Genomic DNA, 20,377 nt, shown 5'->3' on the forward strand with positions numbered 1-20,377 from the left:
CTCTTCGAGATTCTTTACATCAACGTTCAGAAGGACTCCGTTCATGGCTCAAGTCACTCTTAAAGGCAACCCGGTTCAAGTCAACGGCCAATTGCCTCAAGCCGGTTCCAAGGCACCAGCCTTTTCCCTGGTTGCCGGCAATCTGTCCGACGTGACCCTGGCGAACTTCGCCGGCAAGCGCAAAGTGCTGAACATCTTCCCAAGCATTGACACCCCGACCTGCGCGACCTCGGTTCGCAAGTTCAACGCCCAGGCCAACGATGTCGCCAACACCGTTGTGTTGTGCATCTCCGCTGACCTGCCGTTCGCTCAAGCCCGCTTCTGCGGCGCCGAAGGCCTGGAAAACGTGCAGAACCTGTCGACCCTGCGCGGTGCCGAGTTCATCGAGAACTACGGCGTTGCCATCGCTGACGGCCCGCTCAAAGGCCTGACCGCCCGTGCCGTCGTGGTGCTGGACGAAAACGACAACGTGCTGCACAGCGAACTGGTCAGCGAAATTGGCCAGGAACCGAACTACGACGCAGCGCTCGCCGTTCTCAAGTAAGCGACGTCATTACAATTGTTAACGGCCTGGCCCTCTCCAGGCCGTTTTCATTTGTGCTTCAGTGTCTTAGACAAAACTCCTGATACGTAAGCCGAAGGTAAATTGCCGGTAAAGCCGCTTTGCTTAATGCCCGCCAGTGCTTATCGTTCAGCCTCATGTAAAACAAGCCCACGCGCCCAATGGTTGATCATTCAATGCAATCCTCCGCCTCTCGTAGTCCTCGTCGCTGGCTTCTCGGCCTGCTTGTCCTGTTGGTCATCGCTGGCGTGTGCTGGAAATACTGGCCCACCGGTGCTGCTCACACGGAGGGTGCAGGGCAGAAAGCCGTGGCCGGGCGTACCGGCAAGACGGGGGGGATGCGCCCGGGTTTCGGCGGGGCGACCGGCCCGGTGCCTGTGCGCGTGGCGCCTGCGGTCAAGGGTGACTTCCCGCTGTATTACAAGGCGCTCGGGACCGTCACCGCACTGAACACCATTAATGTGCGCAGCCGGGTGGGCGGTGAACTGATCAAGATTTCCTTTGAAGAAGGGCAGATGGTCAAGGCTGGCGATCTGCTGGCTGAAATTGACCCGCGTCCGTACCAGAACGCCTTGCTCCAGGCTGAAGGCACCTTGCTGCAGAATCAGGCGCAACTGAAAAACGCCCAGGTCGATGTCGAGCGTTATCGCGGGCTGTACAAGGAAGACAGTATCGCCAAGCAAACCCTGGACACCGCCGAAGCGTTGGTCGGTCAGTACCTGGGCACCGTCAAGACCAATCAGGCGGCAGTCAACGACGCCAAGCTCAATCTCGAATTCACCAAGATCCGCGCACCGATTACCGGGCGTGTCGGCCTGCGTCAACTCGACGTCGGCAACCTGGTTGCCGCCAACGACACCACGGCGCTGGCAATCATCACCCAGACCCAGCCGATCAGCGTGGCCTTCACCTTGCCGGAAAACAGCCTCGACGTGGTGCTGGCCCGCTACCGAACAGGTGCCAAGCTGCCCGCCGAAGCCTGGGATCGTAGCGACACCAAATTGCAGGCCACTGGCGTGTTGCAGAGCCTGGACAACCAGATCGACGTCACCACCGGCACCTTGAAATTCAAGGCGCGCTACGAGAACCGCGATCAAACGCTGTTCCCCAATCAATTCGTCAACGTTCACTTGCTGGCTGACACCCTCAAGGGCGTGGTGCTCGCGCCGTCGGCGGCGATTCAGTTCGGTACCAACGGCACCTTCGTCTATGCGCTGGACGGCGACAAGAAGGTCACGATCCGTCAGTTGAAAGTCGGCGCCAGCGACGGGCTCAATACCGTAGTCACCGAAGGCCTGGCCCCCGGGGACCGTGTGGTGCTGGAAGGCACCGACCGCTTGAAGGAGGGCAGCGAAGTCGAAGTGGTCAATGCCCCCCAGGACGTGCCGACTACTCCGACCGGGCACCTGCAAGGTAAACCGGCAGCGGATGCATCGGAGCCGGCGACCGCCGACAAGGCGAAAAAGGGCGGCGCATGAACATTTCGCGGCTGTTCATCCTTCGCCCGGTCGCCACGACCCTGAGCATGCTGGCCATTGTGCTGGCCGGTTTGATCGCCTATCGGTTGCTGCCGGTGTCGGCGTTGCCTCAGGTCGATTACCCGACGATTCGCGTCATGACGCTCTATCCCGGCGCCAGCCCGGATGTCATGACCAGCGCGGTCACCGCGCCACTGGAGCGTCAGTTCGGGCAAATGCCCGGCCTGACCCAGATGGCGTCGACCAGTTCGGGCGGCGCGTCGGTGCTGACCCTGCGCTTCAGCCTCGATATCAACATGGACGTCGCGGAGCAGCAGGTGCAAGCCGCGATCAACGCCGCGACCAACTTGCTGCCCAAGGACCTGCCTGCGCCGCCGGTGTACAACAAGGTCAACCCGGCGGACACACCGGTGCTGACCTTGGCGATTACCTCGAAAACCATGTTGCTGCCCAAGCTCAATGACCTGGTCGACACGCGCATGGCGCAGAAAATCGCCCAGATCAGCGGCGTCGGCATGGTCAGTATTGCCGGTGGCCAGCGTCAGGCGGTGCGGATCAAGGTCAATCCCGAGGCCCTGGCGGCCAATGGCCTGAACCTCTCGGATGTGCGCACGCTGATAGGCGCCTCCAACGTCAACCAACCCAAAGGCAACTTCGATGGCCCGACCCGGGTGTCGATGCTTGATGCAAACGATCAACTGACCTCGCCGAAGGACTACGCCAACCTGATCCTGGCTTACGCCAACGGCGCGCCGTTGCGGCTCAAGGATGTCGCGGAAATCGTCGACGGCGCTGAAAACGAACGTCTGGCGGCATGGGCCAATGAAAACCAGGCGGTGCTGCTGAACATTCAGCGTCAGCCGGGTGCCAACGTTATTGAAGTGGTCGACCGGATCAAGGCGTTGCTGCCGAGCATCACCGACAACCTGCCGGCCGGCCTAGACGTCACGGTACTCACCGACCGCACCCAAACCATTCGCGCCTCGGTCAAGGATGTGCAGCATGAATTGCTGATCGCCATTGCGTTGGTGGTGATGGTCACGTTCCTGTTTTTGCGCCGCGCCAGCGCCACGATCATTCCATCGGTTGCCGTGCCGCTGTCGTTGATCGGCACATTCGGCGTGATGTACCTCGCCGGCTTCTCGGTCAATAACCTGACCCTGATGGCCCTGACCATCGCCACCGGTTTTGTGGTGGACGATGCGATCGTGATGCTGGAGAACATTTCCCGATTTATCGAAGAGGGTGACAGCCCGCTGAATGCGGCGCTCAAGGGCGCCAAGCAGATCGGTTTCACCCTGATTTCCCTGACCCTGTCGCTGATCGCGGTATTGATTCCGCTGCTGTTCATGGCGGACGTGGTCGGGCGTTTGTTCCGCGAGTTCGCGATCACGCTGGCGGTGGCCATTCTGATTTCGCTGGTGGTGTCCCTGACGCTGACGCCGATGATGTGCGCGCGTTTGCTCAAGCGTGAACCCAAGGCAGCAGAGCAGGGCCGTTTCTACCGGGCCAGCGGCGCGTGGATTGACTGGATGATCGCGGCCTACGGGCGCAAATTGCAGTGGGTGCTCAAGCACCAGCCGCTGACGTTGCTGGTGGCTATCGGCACGCTGGCGTTGACCGTGGTTCTTTACCTGGCGGTGCCCAAGGGCTTCTTTCCGGTGCAGGACACCGGGGTGATCCAAGGCATCTCCGAGGCGCCGCAGTCGATCTCCTTCGCGGCGATGAGCGAGCGTCAGCAGGAGCTGGCCAAGGTGATCCTCGCCGACCCAGCGGTGGAAAGCCTGTCGTCCTACATTGGTGTGGACGGTGATAACTCGACGCTGAACAGCGGTCGTCTGCTGATCAACCTAAAGTCCCACAGCAACCGTGACCTGAGTGCCACCGAAGTCATTGCCCGCCTGCAACCGGAACTGGACAAACTGGTCGGCATCCGCCTGTTCATGCAGCCGGTGCAGGATTTGACCATCGAAGACCGTGTCAGCCGCACGCAATACCAGTTCAGCATGTCTTCGCCAGACGCCGAGCTGCTGAGCCTGTGGAGCAATCGTCTGGTCGATGCGCTGGCCCAACGGCCAGAACTGACCGATGTTGCCAGCGATTTGCAGGACAAGGGATTGCAGGTCTATCTGATGATCGACCGCGATGCCGCTTCACGGGTCGGGGTGTCGGTGTCAAACATCACCGATGCGCTGTACGACGCCTTCGGTCAGCGGCAGATTTCGACCATCTACACCCAGGCCAGCCAGTACCGCGTGGTCCTGCAATCGCGGTCCGGGGAGAAGATCGGCCCGGATGCGTTGAATCAGATTCACGTAAAAACCACCGACGGCGGGCAAGTACGCCTGTCGAGCCTGGCGCATATTGAGGAGCGTCAGGCGCAACTGGCAATCACCCACATCGGCCAGTTCCCGGCGGTGATGATGTCCTTCAACCTGGCACCGGGTGTGGCGCTGGGGCATGCGGTCGAGATCATCGATCAGGTGCAGAAAGACATCGGCATGCCGATTGGCGTGCAGACCCAGTTCCAGGGCGCGGCCGAAGCTTTCCAGGCGTCGCTGTCGAGCACCTTGCTGCTGATTCTTGCGGCGGTGGTCACCATGTACATCGTGCTCGGCGTGCTGTACGAGAGCTACATCCACCCGATCACCATTCTCTCGACCTTGCCCTCGGCGGCGGTCGGCGCGTTGCTGGCGTTGATCCTGAGCGGCAATGACCTGGGCATGATCGCGATCATCGGCATCATTTTGTTGATTGGTATCGTGAAAAAGAACGCGATCATGATGATCGACTTCGCCCTCGACGCAGAGCGCAACCAGGGCGTGGACCCGGAGACGGCGATCTATCAGGCGGCACTGTTGCGCTTCCGGCCGATTCTGATGACCACCCTGGCCGCGTTGTTCGGCGCCGTGCCGCTGATGCTGGCCACCGGTTCCGGCGCGGAATTGCGCCAACCGTTGGGTCTGGTGATGGTCGGTGGTTTGCTGGTGAGTCAGGTGCTGACCTTGTTCACCACGCCCGTCATCTATTTGTACTTCGACCGCCTTGGTCGGCGCTGGGGCCACAAGTCTGACGCCGTGGAAGCGGTAGAGCAGCCATGAACCTGTCCGGACCTTTCATCAAGCGCCCGGTCGCGACGATGTTGCTGAGCCTGGCGATCATGCTGCTGGGCGGCGTGAGCTTTGGCCTGTTGCCGGTGTCGCCGCTGCCGCAGATGGATTTCCCGGTTATCGTTGTGCAGGCCAGCCTGCCCGGCGCGAGCCCGGAAGTCATGGCCTCGACCGTGGCCACGCCGCTGGAGCGATCCTTCGGCACCATCGCCGGGGTCAACACCATGAGCAGCCGCTCCAGCCAGGGTTCGACCCGGGTGATCCTGCAATTTGACCTCGATCGCGATATCAACGGCGCCGCCCGGGAAGTGCAAGCCGCGATCAACGCCTCGCGCAATCTGCTGCCGAGCGGGATGCGCAGCATGCCGACCTACAAAAAGGTCAACCCGTCCCAGGCGCCGATCATGGTGTTGTCGCTGACATCGGATGTGCTGGAAAAAGGCCAGCTCTACGATCTGGCCTCGACAATCCTGTCCCAGAGCCTGTCGCAAGTGCAGGGCGTGGGCGAAGTGCAGATCGGCGGCAGTTCGTTGCCGGCAGTGCGTATCGAGCTTGAGCCGCAGGCACTGAACCAATACGGCGTGGCCCTCGACGATGTGCGCAACACCATCGCCAATGCCAACGTGCGCCGGCCCAAGGGCTCGGTCGAAGACAGCGAACGGTTGTGGCAGGTCCAGGCCAACGATCAACTTGAAAAAGCCAAGGATTACGAGTCGCTGATCATCCACTACAACGGCGGCGCAGCCCTGCGCCTCAAAGATGTGGCCAAGGTCAGCGACGGCGTCGAGGACCGCTACAACAGCGGTTTCTTCAACGACGATGCGGCGGTGTTGCTGGTGATCAACAGGGCGGCGGGCGCCAACATCATCGAGACGGTCAATGAGATCAAGGCTCAGCTGCCGGCGTTGCAGGCGGTGCTGCCGGCCAGCGTCAAGCTGAACCTGGCGATGGACCGTTCACCGGTGATCAAGGCGACCTTGCACGAAGCGGAAATGACCCTGCTGATCGCCGTGACGCTGGTGATTCTGGTGGTCTTTCTGTTCCTCGGTAACTTCCGCGCCTCGCTGATTCCGACGCTGGCGGTGCCGGTGTCGCTGGTGGGCACCTTTGCGGTGATGTACCTCTACGGATTCTCGCTGAACAACCTGTCGCTGATGGCGCTGATCCTCGCCACCGGGCTGGTGGTCGACGACGCCATCGTGGTGCTGGAGAACATCTCCCGGCACATCGATGAAGGCGTGCCGCCGATGAAAGCCGCGTACCTCGGTGCTCAGGAAGTCGGCTTTACCTTGCTCTCGATGAACGTCTCGCTGGTGGCGGTGTTCCTGTCGATCCTGTTCATGGGCGGGATCATTGAAAGCCTGTTCCGCGAGTTTTCCATCACCCTGGCAGCGTCCATCGTGGTGTCGCTGGTGGTCTCGCTGACCCTGACGCCAATGCTCTGCGCCCGTTGGCTGAAGCCGCATACGCCGGGTCAGGAAAACCGCGTGCAGCGCTGGAGTCAGCGCGCCAACGACTGGATGGTCGGCAAGTACGCGACCAGTCTCGACTGGGTATTGCGCCACCGTCGACTGACCTTGCTCAGCCTGTTCGTGACGATTGGCGTGAACATTGCGCTGTATGTAGTTGTTCCTAAAACGTTTTTACCACAACAAGATACCGGTCAGCTGATTGGTTTCGTGCGCGGCGACGACGGTCTGTCGTTCAACGTGATGCAGCCGAAAATGGAAACCTTTCGCCGTGCCGTGCTCAAGGACGACGCGGTGGAAAGCGTCGCGGGGTTCATTGGTGGTACTAACGGCACCAACAACGCCTTCATGCTGGTGCGCCTGAAGCCGATCAAGGAACGCAACATTTCCGCGCAGAAAGTTATTGAACGCCTGCGCAAGGAAATGCCCAAGGTTCCCGGCGCACAGCTGATGCTGATGGCGGACCAGGACCTGCAATTTGGCGGCGGCCGCGAACAGACCTCGTCTCAGTATTCCTACATCCTGCAAAGCGGTGACCTGGGGGCGTTGCGTGAGTGGTACCCGAAGGTGGTCGCCGCGCTCAAGGCGTTGCCGGAATTGACGGCGGTTGACGCCCGGGAAGGTCGGGGTGCCCAGCAGGTGACGCTGATTGTCGATCGCGATCAGGCCAAGCGCCTGGGTGTGGACATGGATATGGTCACCTCGGTGCTGAACAACGCCTACAGCCAGCGGCAGATTTCGACGATTTACGACAGCCTCAACCAGTATCAGGTGGTGATGGAAGTCGACCCGAAATACGCCCAGGACCCGATTACGCTCAAACAAGTGCAAGTGATTACCGCCGACGGCGCCCGGATTCCGTTGTCGACCATTGCCCACTACGAAGCCAGCCTGGAAAACGATCGGGTCAGCCACGAAGGTCAGTTTGCCTCCGAAAGCCTGTCGTTTGACATGGCCGAAGGCGTGACGGTGGAGCAGGGCACAGCGGCCATCGAGCGGGCGATTGCCAAACTCGGTTTGCCCGAAGAGGTGATCGCGAAAATGGCCGGCACCGCCGATGCGTTCGCCGCGATGCAAAAAAGCCAGCCGTGGATGATTCTCGGCGCGCTGCTGGCGGTTTATCTGGTGTTGGGTGTGCTGTATGAAAGCTACATCCATCCTTTGACCATTCTGTCGACGTTGCCATCGGCCGGGGTCGGTGCGTTGCTGTCGATCTATGTGCTGGGCGGTGAGTTCAGCCTGATCTCGTTGCTCGGGTTGTTTTTGCTGATTGGCGTGGTGAAGAAAAACGCCATTCTGATGATCGACCTCGCGCTGCAACTTGAACGCCATCAAGGCCTGGCGCCGCTGGAGTCGATTCGCAGTGCCTGTTTGCAACGTTTGCGCCCCATTCTGATGACCACCCTGGCGGCGATCCTCGGTGCCTTGCCGTTGCTGCTGAGTCGTGCCGAAGGTGCGGAAATGCGCCAGCCACTGGGCCTGACCATCATCGGCGGGCTGATCTTCAGCCAGGTGTTGACCCTTTACACCACGCCGGTGGTTTACCTCTATCTCGACAAACTGCGCCATCGCTTCAATAAATGGCGTGGTGTGCGTTCCGATGCTGCTTTGGAAACTCCGCTATGACTGACCGTTCGCTTATCCATCTGGCCTCCCCGCTGGCCGCCGCCCGAGGCTCGCGCCTGCTGAGCCTGGCGCTGTGCGTGGCGATGCTCAGCGCTTGCGCTGTCGGCCCGGACTATCAGCGCCCGCAAGCTGCCGCGCCGGTGCAATACAAGGAAGCGGCAGGCTGGCGTCAGGCCAGTCCCAGCGACTCCCTGGCGCGCGGTGCCTGGTGGGAGTTGTATGGCGATCGGCAGCTCAATGGCCTGATCGAACAACTCAACCGGTCCAACCAGACAGTTGCCCAGTCCGAGGCGCAATACCGCCAGGCCCAGGCGCTGGTGCGCAGTGCGCGTGGGGCTTTTTTTCCGACGGTGGATTTGACCGTTGGCAAAAACCGCTCCAGCCAGGGCACCGGCAGCAGCAATTCGAGCCTGACCAGCTCCTCCAGCGGTATTCGTGACACCTACACCGCCCAGGCCGGGGTCAGCTGGGAAGCAGACGTATGGGGCAAACTGCGCCGGGGCCTTGAAGCCGACACCGCCAACGCCCAGGCAAGCTTTGCCGACCTGGCCGCGATGCGCCTGAGTCAGCAGTCGGAACTGGTGCAGAACTACCTGCAATTGCGAGTGATCGACGAACAGAAACGCTTGCTGGAAGCGACGGTCGAGGCGTATCAGCGCTCGCTGACCATGACCGAAAACCAATACCGCGCCGGTGTTTCCGGGCGGGACGCGGTGGCGCAGGCGCAGACTCAACTCAAAAGCACGCAAGCGGACATGGTTGACCTGATCTGGCAGCGCGCGCAGTTCGAGAACGCCATCGCCGTGCTGATCGGGCTACCTCCGGCCGAGTTCAGCCTGGCGGAAACCAACACCATTCCGACGTTGCCCGAGGTGCCGGTGGGCCTGCCTTCGCAGTTGTTGGAACGGCGTCCGGACATCGCCTCCGCCGAGCGTTCAGTGATCGCGGCCAACGCCAACATCGGCGTGGCCAAGGCCGCCTATTACCCGGATTTCACCTTGAGCATGAACGGCGGATATAGCAGCAGCACTTATTCCAACTGGATCAGCGTGCCCAACCGCTTCTGGTCGGTGGGGCCACAAATGGCCATGACCTTGTTTGATGGCGGCCAGCGTTCGGCAGAAGTCGATCGCAGCGAAGCGGCTTACGACGAGACGGTGGCCAAGTACCGCCAGACCGTGCTCGACGGTTTCCGCGAAGTTGAAAACTTCCTGGTGCAGCTCAAGGTGCTGGAAGACGAAGCCGGCGTGCGCCAAGAGGCACTGGAGGCGGCACGTATCTCGTTGCGCCTGACTCAAAACCAGTACAAGGCCGGTTTGATTGCGTATCTGGACGTGGTGGTGGTTCAAGCCACGGCATTGAGTAACGAGCGTAACGTGCTGGATCTTTTGCAGAGCCGGTTGATTGCCAGCGTGCAGCTGATTGCTGCGTTGGGTGGTGGTTGGGACGGGGCATTGCAGGTCAGCGAAAACAAATAACCAACACAACCCCTGTAGCAGCTGACGAGCATCGCGAGGCTGCTACTGGAATGTAGGGGCTGAAGGGCATCAAACAAGCGTTTCATCGGCTTGATGGCCATTTGCTTATTTTATCAGTGCGTTCTTTTGCGCAATCAGTACAATCGCCCGCATTTGCCCCCGAGTAAGAACGCTCTACGGCGGGCGTTCACGAGAAGTCTCATGCTGATCGGTAGCTATTCACCCACCCTGGTTATCATTTCACTTTGTGTCGCGATTCTCGCTTCCTATACCGCGCTTGACCTCACCGGACGCATTGCCACGGCCAAAGGCCGCACGGTGCATTTGTGGACGGCGGGCGGTGCTTTTGCCATGGGCATTGGGGTGTGGTCGATGCACTTCATCGGCATGCTTGCGTTCAAATTGCCGATTGATCTGGGTTACGACCTCACCATCACGTTGCTATCGCTGCTGACCGCGATCCTCTCTTGCGGCTTTGCCCTGTGGCTGGTCAGCCAGCCACGGTTGCCCGCCTGGCAACTGGCGTTAGGCGCGCTGGTGATGGGCGCCGGGATCAGTGCGATGCACTACACCGGCATGGCCGCCCTGCGCATGCAGCCGGGCATCGATTACGACTCGACGTTGTTCGGCACCTCGCTGCTGATCGCCGTGGGCGCTTCGGGCGCGGCACTCTGGATCGCCTTCCGCCTGCGACAGCACTCGCCGCATGTCACCTTGTTCCGGTGCGGTGCGGCAGTGATCATGGGCATCGCCATCGTCGGCATGCACTACACCGGCATGGCGGCTGCGCGTTTTCCGGACGGCAGTTTCTGTGGTGCGGCTGTCAGCGGCTTGAGCGGTAAAGGCCTGGACAATCTGGTGCTGATCACCACGCTGGCGGTACTGAGCATCGCCTTGCTGACGTCGGTGTTGGATGCGCGTCTGGAAGCGCGCACCGCTAACCTCGCGCGCTCACTCACCGAGGCCAACCGCGAGTTGACCCAACTGGCCTTGCACGACCCCCTGACCGGTTTGCCCAACCGCGTATTGCTGGCCGATCGCATCGAACAGGCAATGTCCAAGGTGCAGGAGCAGGGCGGCTGTTTTGCGCTGATGTTCATCGACCTGGACGGTTTCAAACCAGTCAATGACGCCTTTGGCCACCACATGGGTGATCAGTTGTTGCGTGAGGTCGGGGTGCGCCTGCGTGAGGATTTACGCAGTCAGGACACGTTGGCGCGCATTGGTGGCGATGAGTTTGTCCTGCTGGTGCGGCTCGCCGAGCCGGATGATGCGTTGGGCCTGGCGGCGCGTCAGGTAGGGTTGATCGCGCGCTCGTTCCGGGTGGCTGAACATGACCTGCAGATTTCTGCCAGCGTCGGCATTGCGCTGTATCCGGGCAATGGCCAGACCGCCCAGGACTTGCTGATGAACGCTGACGCGGCGATGTATCACGCCAAGGGTTCCGGGAAAAACGGCTACAGCTTCTTCGACGCCTCGATGAACAGCAACGCGCGCAAGCAGCTGCAATTGCTGCAAGACCTGCGCAATGCGCTCGATCAGGAACAGTTCAGCCTCTATTACCAGCCTAAATTTGACGCGAACAATGGCCGGCCGGTGGGCGCCGAAGCGCTGCTGCGTTGGGAGCACCCGACGCGGGGCATGATGCTGCCGGACACGTTTATCGACATCGCGGAAAAGACCGGGCTGATCATTCCTATCGGCGAGTGGGTACTCAACGAAGCGTGTCGGCAGATGCGCGAATGGTACGTGCTGGGCTACACCGACTGGCGGATCGCAGTGAACCTGTCGGCGTTGCAGTTCTGCCATGCCGGCCTGGTTCAAAGCGTGGCCAAGGCCCTGAGCACCCATCGGCTGCCGGCCAACAGCCTGACCCTGGAAATCACCGAAACCACCGCCATGAGCGACGCCGATGCGAGCATGACGGTGCTGCAGGAGCTCTCGGCCATGGGCGTCGATCTGTCCATCGATGATTTCGGGACGGGCTATTCGAGCTTGATGTACCTCAAGCGCCTGCCGGCCAATGAGTTGAAGATCGACCGCGGTTTCGTCCGTGATCTGGAACACGACAGCGACGACGCCGCGATTGTCTCGGCGATCGTCGCGCTCGGCCAGGCGCTGGGCTTGCGGATCGTTGCCGAAGGCGTCGAAACCGGTGTGCAGCAGGACTTCCTGACCAAACTGGGGTGTGATTCGTTGCAGGGTTATCTGCTGGGGCACCCACTGCCGGCTGAACGCTTCATGGTAGACATACATCGCGCAGAACAATTGGCAATAGCCTGAAAATCCCTTGTGGTGAGGGGGCTTGCCACAGTCATCACACTGTCCATGCAAAAGCCGGCAATGGCAGTTACTCTTGACCCAGACTGCTTACGCTGGGAATGGGGAGAACGCTCGCATGGACAAAGTCATCGTCATCACCGGTGGCGGCCGCGGTATTGGTGCCGCCACCGCCCTGTTGGCCGCCGAACAGGGTTATCGGATCTGTATCAACTACCAGTCAGACGAATCCGCCGCGCAACGCGTGCTGGAGCAAGTTCGTGCACTGGGCGCTCAAGCCATTGCGGTGCGCGCCGATGTCAGCATCGAAGATGAGGTGATCGCTCTGTTCCACCGTGTGGACACCGAGTTGGGTCGGGTCACGGCGCTGGTGAACAACGCCGGCACCGTCGGGCACAAGTCCCGGGTCGACGAAATGTCCGAATTTCGCATTCTCAAAATCCTCAAAACCAACGTCCTGGCGCCGATCCTCTGTGCCAAGCACGCGATCCTGCGCATGTCGCCCAAACATGGCGGGCAGGGTGGCAGCATCGTCAACGTGTCGTCGGTGGCCTCGCGTTTGGGCTCGCCCAACGAATATGTGGATTACGCCGCGTCAAAAGGTGCGCTGGACAGCTTCACCATTGGCCTGTCCAAGGAAGTGGCGGGCGAGGGCATTCGTGTCAACGCCGTGCGGCCGGGATTTATTTTCACCGACTTCCATGCGCTGAGCGGGGATCCGGATCGGGTCAGCAAGCTTGAATCGGCGATACCGATGGCGCGGGGCGGGCGACCGGATGAAGTGGCGGAGGCTATTGTGTGGTTGCTGTCGGACAAGGCTTCTTATGCGACCGGGACGTTTGTTGATCTGGGTGGTGGGCGTTAATTGCTGAGATTTGTATTGATCCGACTTGCTCGCGAAGGCGTAAGTCGGAACGCCATAATATTTTCAGAACGACCGCACAATCCGCCCCAACGTCTCCATCGCCTTCTCCGAATCTTCGGTCCACGGGCTGCCGTAATTCAACCGAATACAGTTGCGAAACCGCTGCGTCGGCGAAAAGATCGGCCCCGGCGCAATGCTGATGCCCTGCGCCAACGCCATCTGGAACAACTTCAGCGAATCCATCTGCGGTGGTAGCTCCAGCCACAAAAAGTAGCCGCCGGCCGGTTGACTGACGCGCGTCTGTGCCGGGAAGTAGCGGGCGATGGCGGCGAGCATGGCGCTTTGCTGTTCTTCGAGGGCGTAACGCAGTTTGCGCAGGTGCCGGTCGTAACCGCCGTGCTGCAGGTAGTCGGCAATGGCCGCTTGCGCCGGCATCGAGGCGCAGAGTGAGGTCATGAGTTTCAAGCGTTCGATCCTTTGTGCGTAACGCCCGGCGGCCACCCAGCCGATGCGATAACCGGGGGCCAGGCTCTTGGCGAATGAACCGCAGTGCATCACCAACCCTTCTGTATCAAACGCCTTGGCCGGTTTCGGCGCCTGTTGGCCGTAATACAACTCGGCATAGACGTCGTCTTCGATCAGCGGCACCTGATGGCGGCGCAGTAACGCCACCAGTTCCTGCTTTTTCGCCTCGGGCATGGTCGCGCCCATCGGGTTCTGGAAGCTGGTCATGCACCAGCAGACTTTGATCGGATGACGCTCCAGTGTCTGGGCCAGCACCCCCAAGTCGATGCCGTCGCGAGGGTGCACCGGGATCTCGACGGCCTTGAGTTTCAGCCGTTCCAGTATTTGCAGGCAGGCGTAAAACGCGGGCGCTTCAATGGCCACCAGGTCGCCAGGCTCCGTGACCGCTTGCAGGCACAGGTTCAAGGCTTCCAGGGCGCCGTTGGTGATCAGCAGCTCTTCCATCGGCAGCATCAGCCCGCCGACCATGTAGCGCAGGGCGATTTGCCGACGCAATTGCGGGTTGCCCGGCGACATGTCGGTGACGACCATGCGCGGGTCCATGTCCCGGGAAGCGCTGGCCAGCGAGCGCGACAGGCGCTGCAGCGGGAACAGGGTCGGGCTGGGAAAGGCCGAGCCGAACGGGACGGTGTTCGGGTCCTTGATCGAGTCGAGCACCGAGAACACCAACTCGCTGACGTCGACTTCGGTGGACTCGTTGACCTGGCTGCTGATCACCGGCTCCGAGAACGGGCTCGGTGCGTGGACGTTGACGAAGTAGCCGGAGCGCGGCCGGGCGCGGATCAGGCCGCGGCGTTCGAGCAGGTAGTAGGCTTGGAACACCGTGGACGGGCTCACGCCATAGGTCTGGCTGGCGTAGCGCACCGAGGGCACACGCTGGCCCGGGCCGAGGACACCGGAGCGGATCAGTTCAGCGATGTCGTCGGCGAATTTTTCGTAGCGTTTCATCAGCATCCCGCAATCGAATTCAATTAGCTGTTGTGGCGGGGGGGCAAGCCCCCTCGCCACAAGAAGCCTGCTTTCTACAGGGCACAGCAGTCTAAGGGATCAACGGTTCATCGGCGCAACAAACCGGCTCTTGGCCTCGCTGTAGATGTCCGGCTCATCGCTGTCGACAATCCTGAACGTGATCGTCTGCGAGCTTCTGCTCGGCCGTTCCGTGATCATCGCCACCGACACCGGCACATCGACAATCTCGCCGGGCGCCAGGCTCAGCTGCGTCTTGCCTTGCAACTGGAAGCCGTCGCCCTCCACCAGACTCAAACGATAGTCCTGGCGCAGCTGGGTTTTGTTGATGACCTTGAGGCTGTAGATGTTTTCGATCTGGCTCTGGCTGTTCTCGCGGAACAAGCCACGGTCCTTGCTGACGTCCAGCGACACCATTGGCCGCTCCACCAGCGCAAAGGCGAGGGCGCCGATCATCACCAACAGCACCGCCGTATAACCCATAAGCCGTGGCCGCAGCAGGTGAGTCTTGCCACCTTGCAATTGATGCTCCGAGGTGTAGCTGATCAACCCATGGGCATAGCCCATTTTGTCCATGATCGAGTCACAGGCATCGATGCACGCGGCGCAGCCAATGCATTCCATCTGCAAACCGTCGCGGATGTCGATGCCGGTCGGGCAGACCTGCACACACAGTTGGCAGTCGATGCAATCACCCAGGCCGACCTCGGCCGGTTTCACCTCACGTTTACGCGGGCCACGGTTTTCGCCACGGGCCGTGTCATAGGAAATGGTCAGGGTGTCTTTGTCGAACATCACGCTCTGGAATCGCGCATACGGGCACATGTGCATGCACACCGCTTCGCGCAGCCAACCGGCGTTGATGTAAGTGGCGCCGGTAAAGAACAGCACCCAAAACAGACTGACACCGCCCATTTGCCAGGTCAGCAGTTCTTCGGCCAACGGCCGGATCGGGGTGAAGTAGCCTACGAAGGTCAGGCCGGTGAGCAGGCTGATCGCCAGCCAAAGCGTGTGCTTGGCCGAACGCCGCAGCAGTTTGTTCAAGCCCCACGGCGCGGCTTGCAGCTTGATGCGCTGGTTGCGCTCGCCTTCGGTGATTTTCTCGCACCACATGAAGATCCAGGTCCAGGAGCTCTGCGGGCAGGTGTAACCGCACCACACCCGGCCGGCGAACACGGTGATCGCAAACAGGCCGAATGCGGCGATGATCAACAGCGCCGAGAGCAGAATGAAATCCTGCGGCCAGAAGGTCGCGCCAAAGATGTGGAATTTACTTTCGGAAAGGTCCCAGAGGACCGCCTGGCGGTCGCCCCAGTTCAGCCACACCGTGGCGAAGAACAGCAAAAACAGAAATCCCGCGCCGCACAGGCGCAAGGTGCGGAACAGGCCGGTGAAGCTTCGGGTGTGGATCAGGTTATCGCTGGACTTGGCCTTCATCTTCGGTCGCGAAGGCTCAAACGTCTGTACCGCAGGGGTGCTTTCAACTAATCGGACGGGGATTCTATCGCTCATGGTCTGTCGCTCATCAGCCTCCATCAGGCCAGCGCACTATGAGCGTCGATCTGTTTGCGTAACAGACTCAGGTATTGCAATAAAAAGCGGATCAGATGAGCGCTGATCCGCCCCTGCGACAACTTGAAGCACCTGCCCTGGCGGGACGTAAAAGCCTATATCACGCCTATGCAGGTCTTGTTGATCAGCGTCAGTCAAATCACCGAATCACTGTCCGTGGCCTTCAAATGCCGGCGACCGTCGACGGCGCCTGCTACGGTCAATGCATCGGCTTCTGCTTCGGTGATGTAGATGCGTTGGCCGTCGAGGTCCACCGCTGACATGGATTTTTCAGAGTCAGTGATGATAGTGACGTCAGGGCACAGGCGAATTTCTTCGCCGTTTTCGGTGGTGAAGAAGCAGGTCTTATTTTCGATGCGCACGGTCATGGCGAGGTCCTATCTTTCTGCGAGTACGTACGCGTTAGGACGCAGTCAACGACCATCGTTCGGTGCAACCGATTAATGGTCGGCGCGGTCCATCCTTTAACAACGCGCGCAAGGACAACAGCATGAACGCCTGGTGGCATGAGGTTTGGGTGACGCTTCAAGCGGAGTTCGCCGATATCGGTGACGCGTCCCAATTGACGCGCATTACCGTTCGCCTGCTGATGGCAGCCGTGTTGGGCGGCATCCTCGGTTTCGAGCGAGAGCACAAAGGCAAAGCCGCCGGGGTCCGCACCCACATGCTGGTGGCGTTGGGGGCGGCGCTGTTTGTGCTGGTGCCGCAGATGTCCGGCGCTCAAGCCGACGCGATGAGCCGGGTGGTGCAGGGCGTCATCGCCGGGATCGGTTTTCTTGGTGCCGGGACTATTCTTAAAAACACCGAGGGCGATGAGGCCCAAGTCAAAGGCTTGACCACCGCCGCCGGGTTGTGGATGACCGCCGCCATCGGCGTGTCGGCCGGGCTGGGGCGGGAGGCGACGGCGGTGGTCAGTACGTTTCTGGCGTTGGCGATTTTCAGCGTGATGCCAAGGATCGTGCGGGTTTTCGAAAAGAACAAACTGGACAACTAGAAATTCCCAGATGCGCGGATAAATGCGTCATCCAGATTTTCTGCACCATAGTGGTCGATAAACTCCTCGCTATGAATGAACTGTTTGAAACTATGGTTGCTAATCATATAAAAACGATCGCAGTTGTAGGCAATCTCTTCGGTAGTGTGAGATGAAACTAACACTGCAACTCCTTCTTTGGCTGCTCCGTGCAAGCACTTCCAAATGTAATGCCGAAACTCAGGGTCAACGCCAGCAGTAGGTTCGTCAAGAATGATGAAGTCAGAACTTAATGTTAGTAATGCTAGAGTGAAAAACCAACGTTTTTCGCCATAACTGCAAGTTGATGATTTTTTATTCCATATACGTTTATAGCGATCAACGATCTCTGGGCTCCAGGCGTGAAGTTTTGCCAGTGATTGGCGTTGTAAGTTTTTTTCTGACGAGCAAAGCAGGGTGGTGATGTTGAAGATGTCAAACATTCGGAGTGTGTGTGGTGTGGTTATAGTTTGTGATAGATAAACCTGATTTTGAAACGTATTGATGATTTCGGCGTTTTTTCTGTCTTGTATGTCGCAAATTATATCAAAAAATGTTGTCTTTCCGCTGCCGTTCGGCCCTAACAATCCAACAATATTACCTGGATTGATATTCATCGAAGCATTAATAAATAGAAGATCTTTTGAGTGGCTGAATGTCAGGTTGTTGACGTTTAATGAATGCATTAGTATCGACTCCAAACCGGATTTATTCTTAGGTGGCGAAGGGTAATAAAGAAAGTGCAGGAGAAAAATGATAATGTGCAAATAGCAATCTGAGGGCGCTGCCACAGCCCCTTGGACATAATTCCACTAGCAATCCATAAGGGATTTAATAATTGAATAAAGCTATTCGAGGACAGTTGTGCACTGATTCCGTATATGCCAGCAATTAACATTGCAAAAGAGATAATTGAGAATAGTGTGTTCGCAGTCTGAAAGCTGGTAGGTAGTAGCGTCAATAGCAGTGCTGGAATGCTAAATAAGAGAAAGCAAAAATAAAATCTGGCAATTATCTGGAAAATTTCGTTTGTGTTGGGGGAACCAAATGCCGCACGTGTTAGGCAGTAGAATACAGCGCAGTAGAGTATTGATATGCAAGAGTAAGATATGAATTTTGCGAGAAGAAAAATCAGTTTTCCCTCAGGTTTGTAAATGAATGATCGGGTAAATCCACTTTCCCTTCTGTCGATGATATAAAAGCTCAAACCAAAAAAAGCCACGTTTGAAGAGATATACGCGTAAAACCAAGAGGTGGATTCCACATAGTTTAAACTGTAGGGTGGTATTTGGCCTCTGGAATAATTGAGTAAATAAAATACTGCGCTAGGGGATAGGAGTGTCCAAAAAAAAGCGGTGGGCTCTTTTAGTTGTTCTTTTGTGAAAATCAAAGCGAGTTTTGACGCTCGGTAAGCGATGTGATTAGACATTTCGATACTCGCTTTAAGGGAATGGGACCATGGTGTTTCTGCGATCGCTGTATATTGGATGTCTGAAACTGCTGGAATAAGTATTGTCTGTATTTATGTTTTGTGAGTTGTTCACTGAAGATCTATGAACCTAAGGTAGTAATCATGAGGTAGTTTTTTCATGGGTTAGCCCTTAGGCAGTCACACATACACCAGTGTGCAGTACAGGATTCTTCGATTTTTCCATTGTTCAATGATATGGAAGTTTCTTGTAGGATGTTGTCTTGGTATCGATAGATGTCATCCTTGCCAGTCATTAATTTCATTTTTTGTATCAGTGCGCCGATAATTATACTTTTCTGATACAAGGATAGGCGCGGAGTAGGAGTGAATGTTTTTTTGCTACGACAAAAATGGAGAAGCCGAGACCACGTGTTGGAACTGGGGTGATAGGATTCATTTTCGATAAGCCGATCTATCGTGCAGAAATGGCAAGGACTTCCAATGTTTGGCAGATAAGGTTGGCTAATAATAAAATGGTCGCCCGCTGCGTAGGCGACGCTAATTGCGCTTTCAGGATAATTTGTCGAAAGTTTAAAGTAATGTATTTTTATTTTTTCGTAGTCATAATTTTTACACAGTAGTACAAAGAAATTTTTAGCGTTGAGTTCAAGGTTCAGGGTTGATTCTGAAGTTTGGTGGGTGACAATAGCTTCAGGTAGTTCGCTGTTTATTAGTAACTTCAATTCCTCGTGATTTTCCCAGTCATGAATCACGAATGTTTTTTTGAAGTAGGTGTTCTCTTTTTCTATCTCGAGTCCTAATAGCGTCTTCAGTGATAGGTAGGCGTCACCTTTATTTAGATGATGTTCGTGAAACAGCTTATAAAGCTCGTTTTCTGTAATCGTTGGTTTGTCTTTGAGCTTGGCAATTACTTTGAGCAGCGAGGGTGACTTTACTCGGGCCACTCCTCTCTCGGAAATCAAGATATCTTGGTTGTCAAAATTCAGAATGTTGTAATTGTTTATTTTCAAATTCATGATTGCGCCAATGAGGTTTTTTCGTTGCTAAACGAAAAAACCTCTAATCAACTTGCGATAAATTTATTGTTCAATGAGTGATCCGTCGATATTCCGTGTAACAGCGTTACCGCCGGATCCACCTGAACCACCACTACCGTCACTGCAACCACCGCCACCGCCGCAACCTCCACTTCCTCCGCATCCACCTGCCCCTCCAGAACCACCCGCTATATGAGGGGTCGAGTTTTCGCCAAACTCATGTTTAAAACTAAGGAGGATTTCGATCATGTTTTCGTCTTTTATTTTGTTACTCCAATTTGGAAGGAAGTCACTTTTAAGCAAGTGACGTTAAAGGTTTGGTTTTTTGTAGCTTGGAATGCAAGTTAGACATTTTTTTGGTGTGGAAATACTCCGACTACAAGAAGTAATCATTCCTACGCATGAGGTTAAAGATACGTACTTTATGAGATTGCGTAGCAAACGATAAGATTTGCAGTCTCGTGGTGTTGGATTTCGTTGCTGGCAGTGTTGTCGGCGGGAAATAGATTCGGTTTTGTTTAAGTGGTTGCGATTAATCGTCTGAGGATGGATGTAGTATTTTTCTCGAATGTTTGTGGGATCAGTTTTATTATTTTTTGATCATCCACCAGGTTGTCCGACGAACGGCAGATTTATTAAGAAGACTTTCGCGTCGCTAAACAAAAAATTCAGCGATAAGGTTTGTCTCTACACATCTTTTGCTTTGGCGCTCCCACGCAAAGCGAGGGAGAAACCAAAGCGGTGGTAACACTAGGGCTTCACAATCACCGGCGGCATGGTGCTCGGTGGTTCCTCCCGAGGCGGTGGTTGAGTGCCCGGCGGGTCCTGCTCGGGCACGGGTTCCGGCTCGGTCGGTGGAATGACCGGGCTGTCGATGTTCGGATCAGGCGTTTCGGCAGGGATTGGAATACTCATATCAAGCCTCCAGTGGCACATGGCGTAAGTCGTGCTTAAGTGAATTGACC

General features: G+C 57.5%; 15 protein-coding genes. 8 read left to right on the plus strand and 7 right to left on the minus strand.

What is annotated here, in order from left to right:
• Positions 1–43: 43 nt before the first annotated feature.
• The 7 genes from tpx to ACA048_RS13370 all read left to right on the plus strand — a co-directional run bounded on the left by tpx (position 44) and on the right by ACA048_RS13370 (position 12,868).
• Entirely contained in the window at positions 44–544 is a 501-nt protein-coding gene (gene tpx, locus ACA048_RS13340; RefSeq protein WP_477801307.1) for a thiol peroxidase, read from the plus strand.
• 179 nt (positions 545–723) lie between these two features.
• Complete coding sequence (locus ACA048_RS13345) at positions 724–2,040, plus strand: MdtA/MuxA family multidrug efflux RND transporter periplasmic adaptor subunit (RefSeq protein ID WP_497629526.1); 1,317 nt, start codon at positions 724–726, stop codon at positions 2,038–2,040.
• Positions 2,037–5,141, plus strand: coding sequence for an MdtB/MuxB family multidrug efflux RND transporter permease subunit (locus tag ACA048_RS13350; protein ID WP_497629527.1), 3,105 nt, complete (start codon positions 2,037–2,039; stop codon positions 5,139–5,141). Before ACA048_RS13345 ends, ACA048_RS13350 begins: the two co-directional genes overlap by 4 nt.
• Positions 5,138–8,245 (plus strand): efflux RND transporter permease subunit, encoded by a 3,108-nt coding sequence (locus ACA048_RS13355; protein ID WP_497629528.1) that lies wholly within the window; start codon positions 5,138–5,140, stop codon positions 8,243–8,245. The genes ACA048_RS13350 and ACA048_RS13355 overlap by 4 nt, the downstream gene beginning before the upstream one ends.
• A complete protein-coding gene (locus ACA048_RS13360) occupies positions 8,242–9,723 on the plus strand; it encodes an efflux transporter outer membrane subunit (RefSeq protein ID WP_497629529.1) in 1,482 nt (493 codons plus the stop codon). The genes ACA048_RS13355 and ACA048_RS13360 overlap by 4 nt, the downstream gene beginning before the upstream one ends.
• A gap of 201 nt (positions 9,724–9,924) precedes the next feature.
• Entirely contained in the window at positions 9,925–12,006 is a 2,082-nt protein-coding gene (locus ACA048_RS13365) for a putative bifunctional diguanylate cyclase/phosphodiesterase (RefSeq protein ID WP_497629530.1), read from the plus strand.
• Positions 12,007–12,121: 115 nt separating this feature from the next.
• A complete protein-coding gene (locus ACA048_RS13370; protein WP_497629531.1) occupies positions 12,122–12,868 on the plus strand; it encodes an SDR family oxidoreductase in 747 nt (248 codons plus the stop codon).
• 63 nt (positions 12,869–12,931) lie between these two features.
• Here ACA048_RS13370 and mapR read toward each other — a convergent pair whose 3' ends face one another.
• The 3 genes from mapR to ACA048_RS13385 all read right to left on the minus strand — a co-directional run bounded on the left by mapR (position 12,932) and on the right by ACA048_RS13385 (position 16,299).
• On the minus strand, positions 12,932–14,341 hold the full coding sequence (gene mapR / locus ACA048_RS13375) for a GntR family transcriptional regulator MpaR (RefSeq protein ID WP_497629532.1): 1,410 nt from the start codon (positions 14,339–14,341) through the stop codon (positions 12,932–12,934).
• Positions 14,342–14,440: 99 nt separating this feature from the next.
• Positions 14,441–15,871, minus strand: a complete 1,431-nt coding sequence (gene ccoG, locus ACA048_RS13380) for a cytochrome c oxidase accessory protein CcoG (protein WP_497629533.1) — start codon at positions 15,869–15,871, stop codon at positions 14,441–14,443.
• A 194-nt stretch (positions 15,872–16,065) separates the two neighbouring features.
• Entirely contained in the window at positions 16,066–16,299 is a 234-nt protein-coding gene (locus ACA048_RS13385) for a DUF3203 family protein (RefSeq protein ID WP_497629534.1), read from the minus strand.
• A gap of 122 nt (positions 16,300–16,421) precedes the next feature.
• On the opposite strand from ACA048_RS13385, the gene ACA048_RS13390 reads away from it, so the two are divergent.
• Positions 16,422–16,925, plus strand: coding sequence for an MgtC/SapB family protein (locus ACA048_RS13390; protein ID WP_497629535.1), 504 nt, complete (start codon positions 16,422–16,424; stop codon positions 16,923–16,925).
• Here ACA048_RS13390 and ACA048_RS13395 read toward each other — a convergent pair.
• From ACA048_RS13395 to ACA048_RS13410, 4 genes are all read right to left on the minus strand, one after another.
• Entirely contained in the window at positions 16,922–17,629 is a 708-nt protein-coding gene (locus ACA048_RS13395) for an ATP-binding cassette domain-containing protein (protein WP_497629536.1), read from the minus strand. The genes ACA048_RS13390 and ACA048_RS13395 overlap by 4 nt on opposite strands.
• A gap of 901 nt (positions 17,630–18,530) precedes the next feature.
• Positions 18,531–19,391: an McbB family protein gene (locus ACA048_RS13400; RefSeq protein ID WP_497629537.1), complete on the minus strand. Its 861-nt coding sequence runs from the start codon at positions 19,389–19,391 to the stop codon at positions 18,531–18,533.
• Positions 19,392–19,438: 47 nt separating this feature from the next.
• Complete coding sequence (locus ACA048_RS13405; protein ID WP_497629538.1) at positions 19,439–19,579, minus strand: hypothetical protein; 141 nt, start codon at positions 19,577–19,579, stop codon at positions 19,439–19,441.
• 583 nt (positions 19,580–20,162) lie between these two features.
• The gene (locus ACA048_RS13410; RefSeq protein WP_497629539.1) at positions 20,163–20,327 is read right to left on the minus strand and encodes a hypothetical protein; all 165 of its coding nucleotides are present in this window, start codon (positions 20,325–20,327) and stop codon (positions 20,163–20,165) included.
• Between the last annotated feature and the right edge of the window lie 50 nt (positions 20,328–20,377).

This window comes from Pseudomonas sp. LBUM1659, from assembly GCF_059716045.1.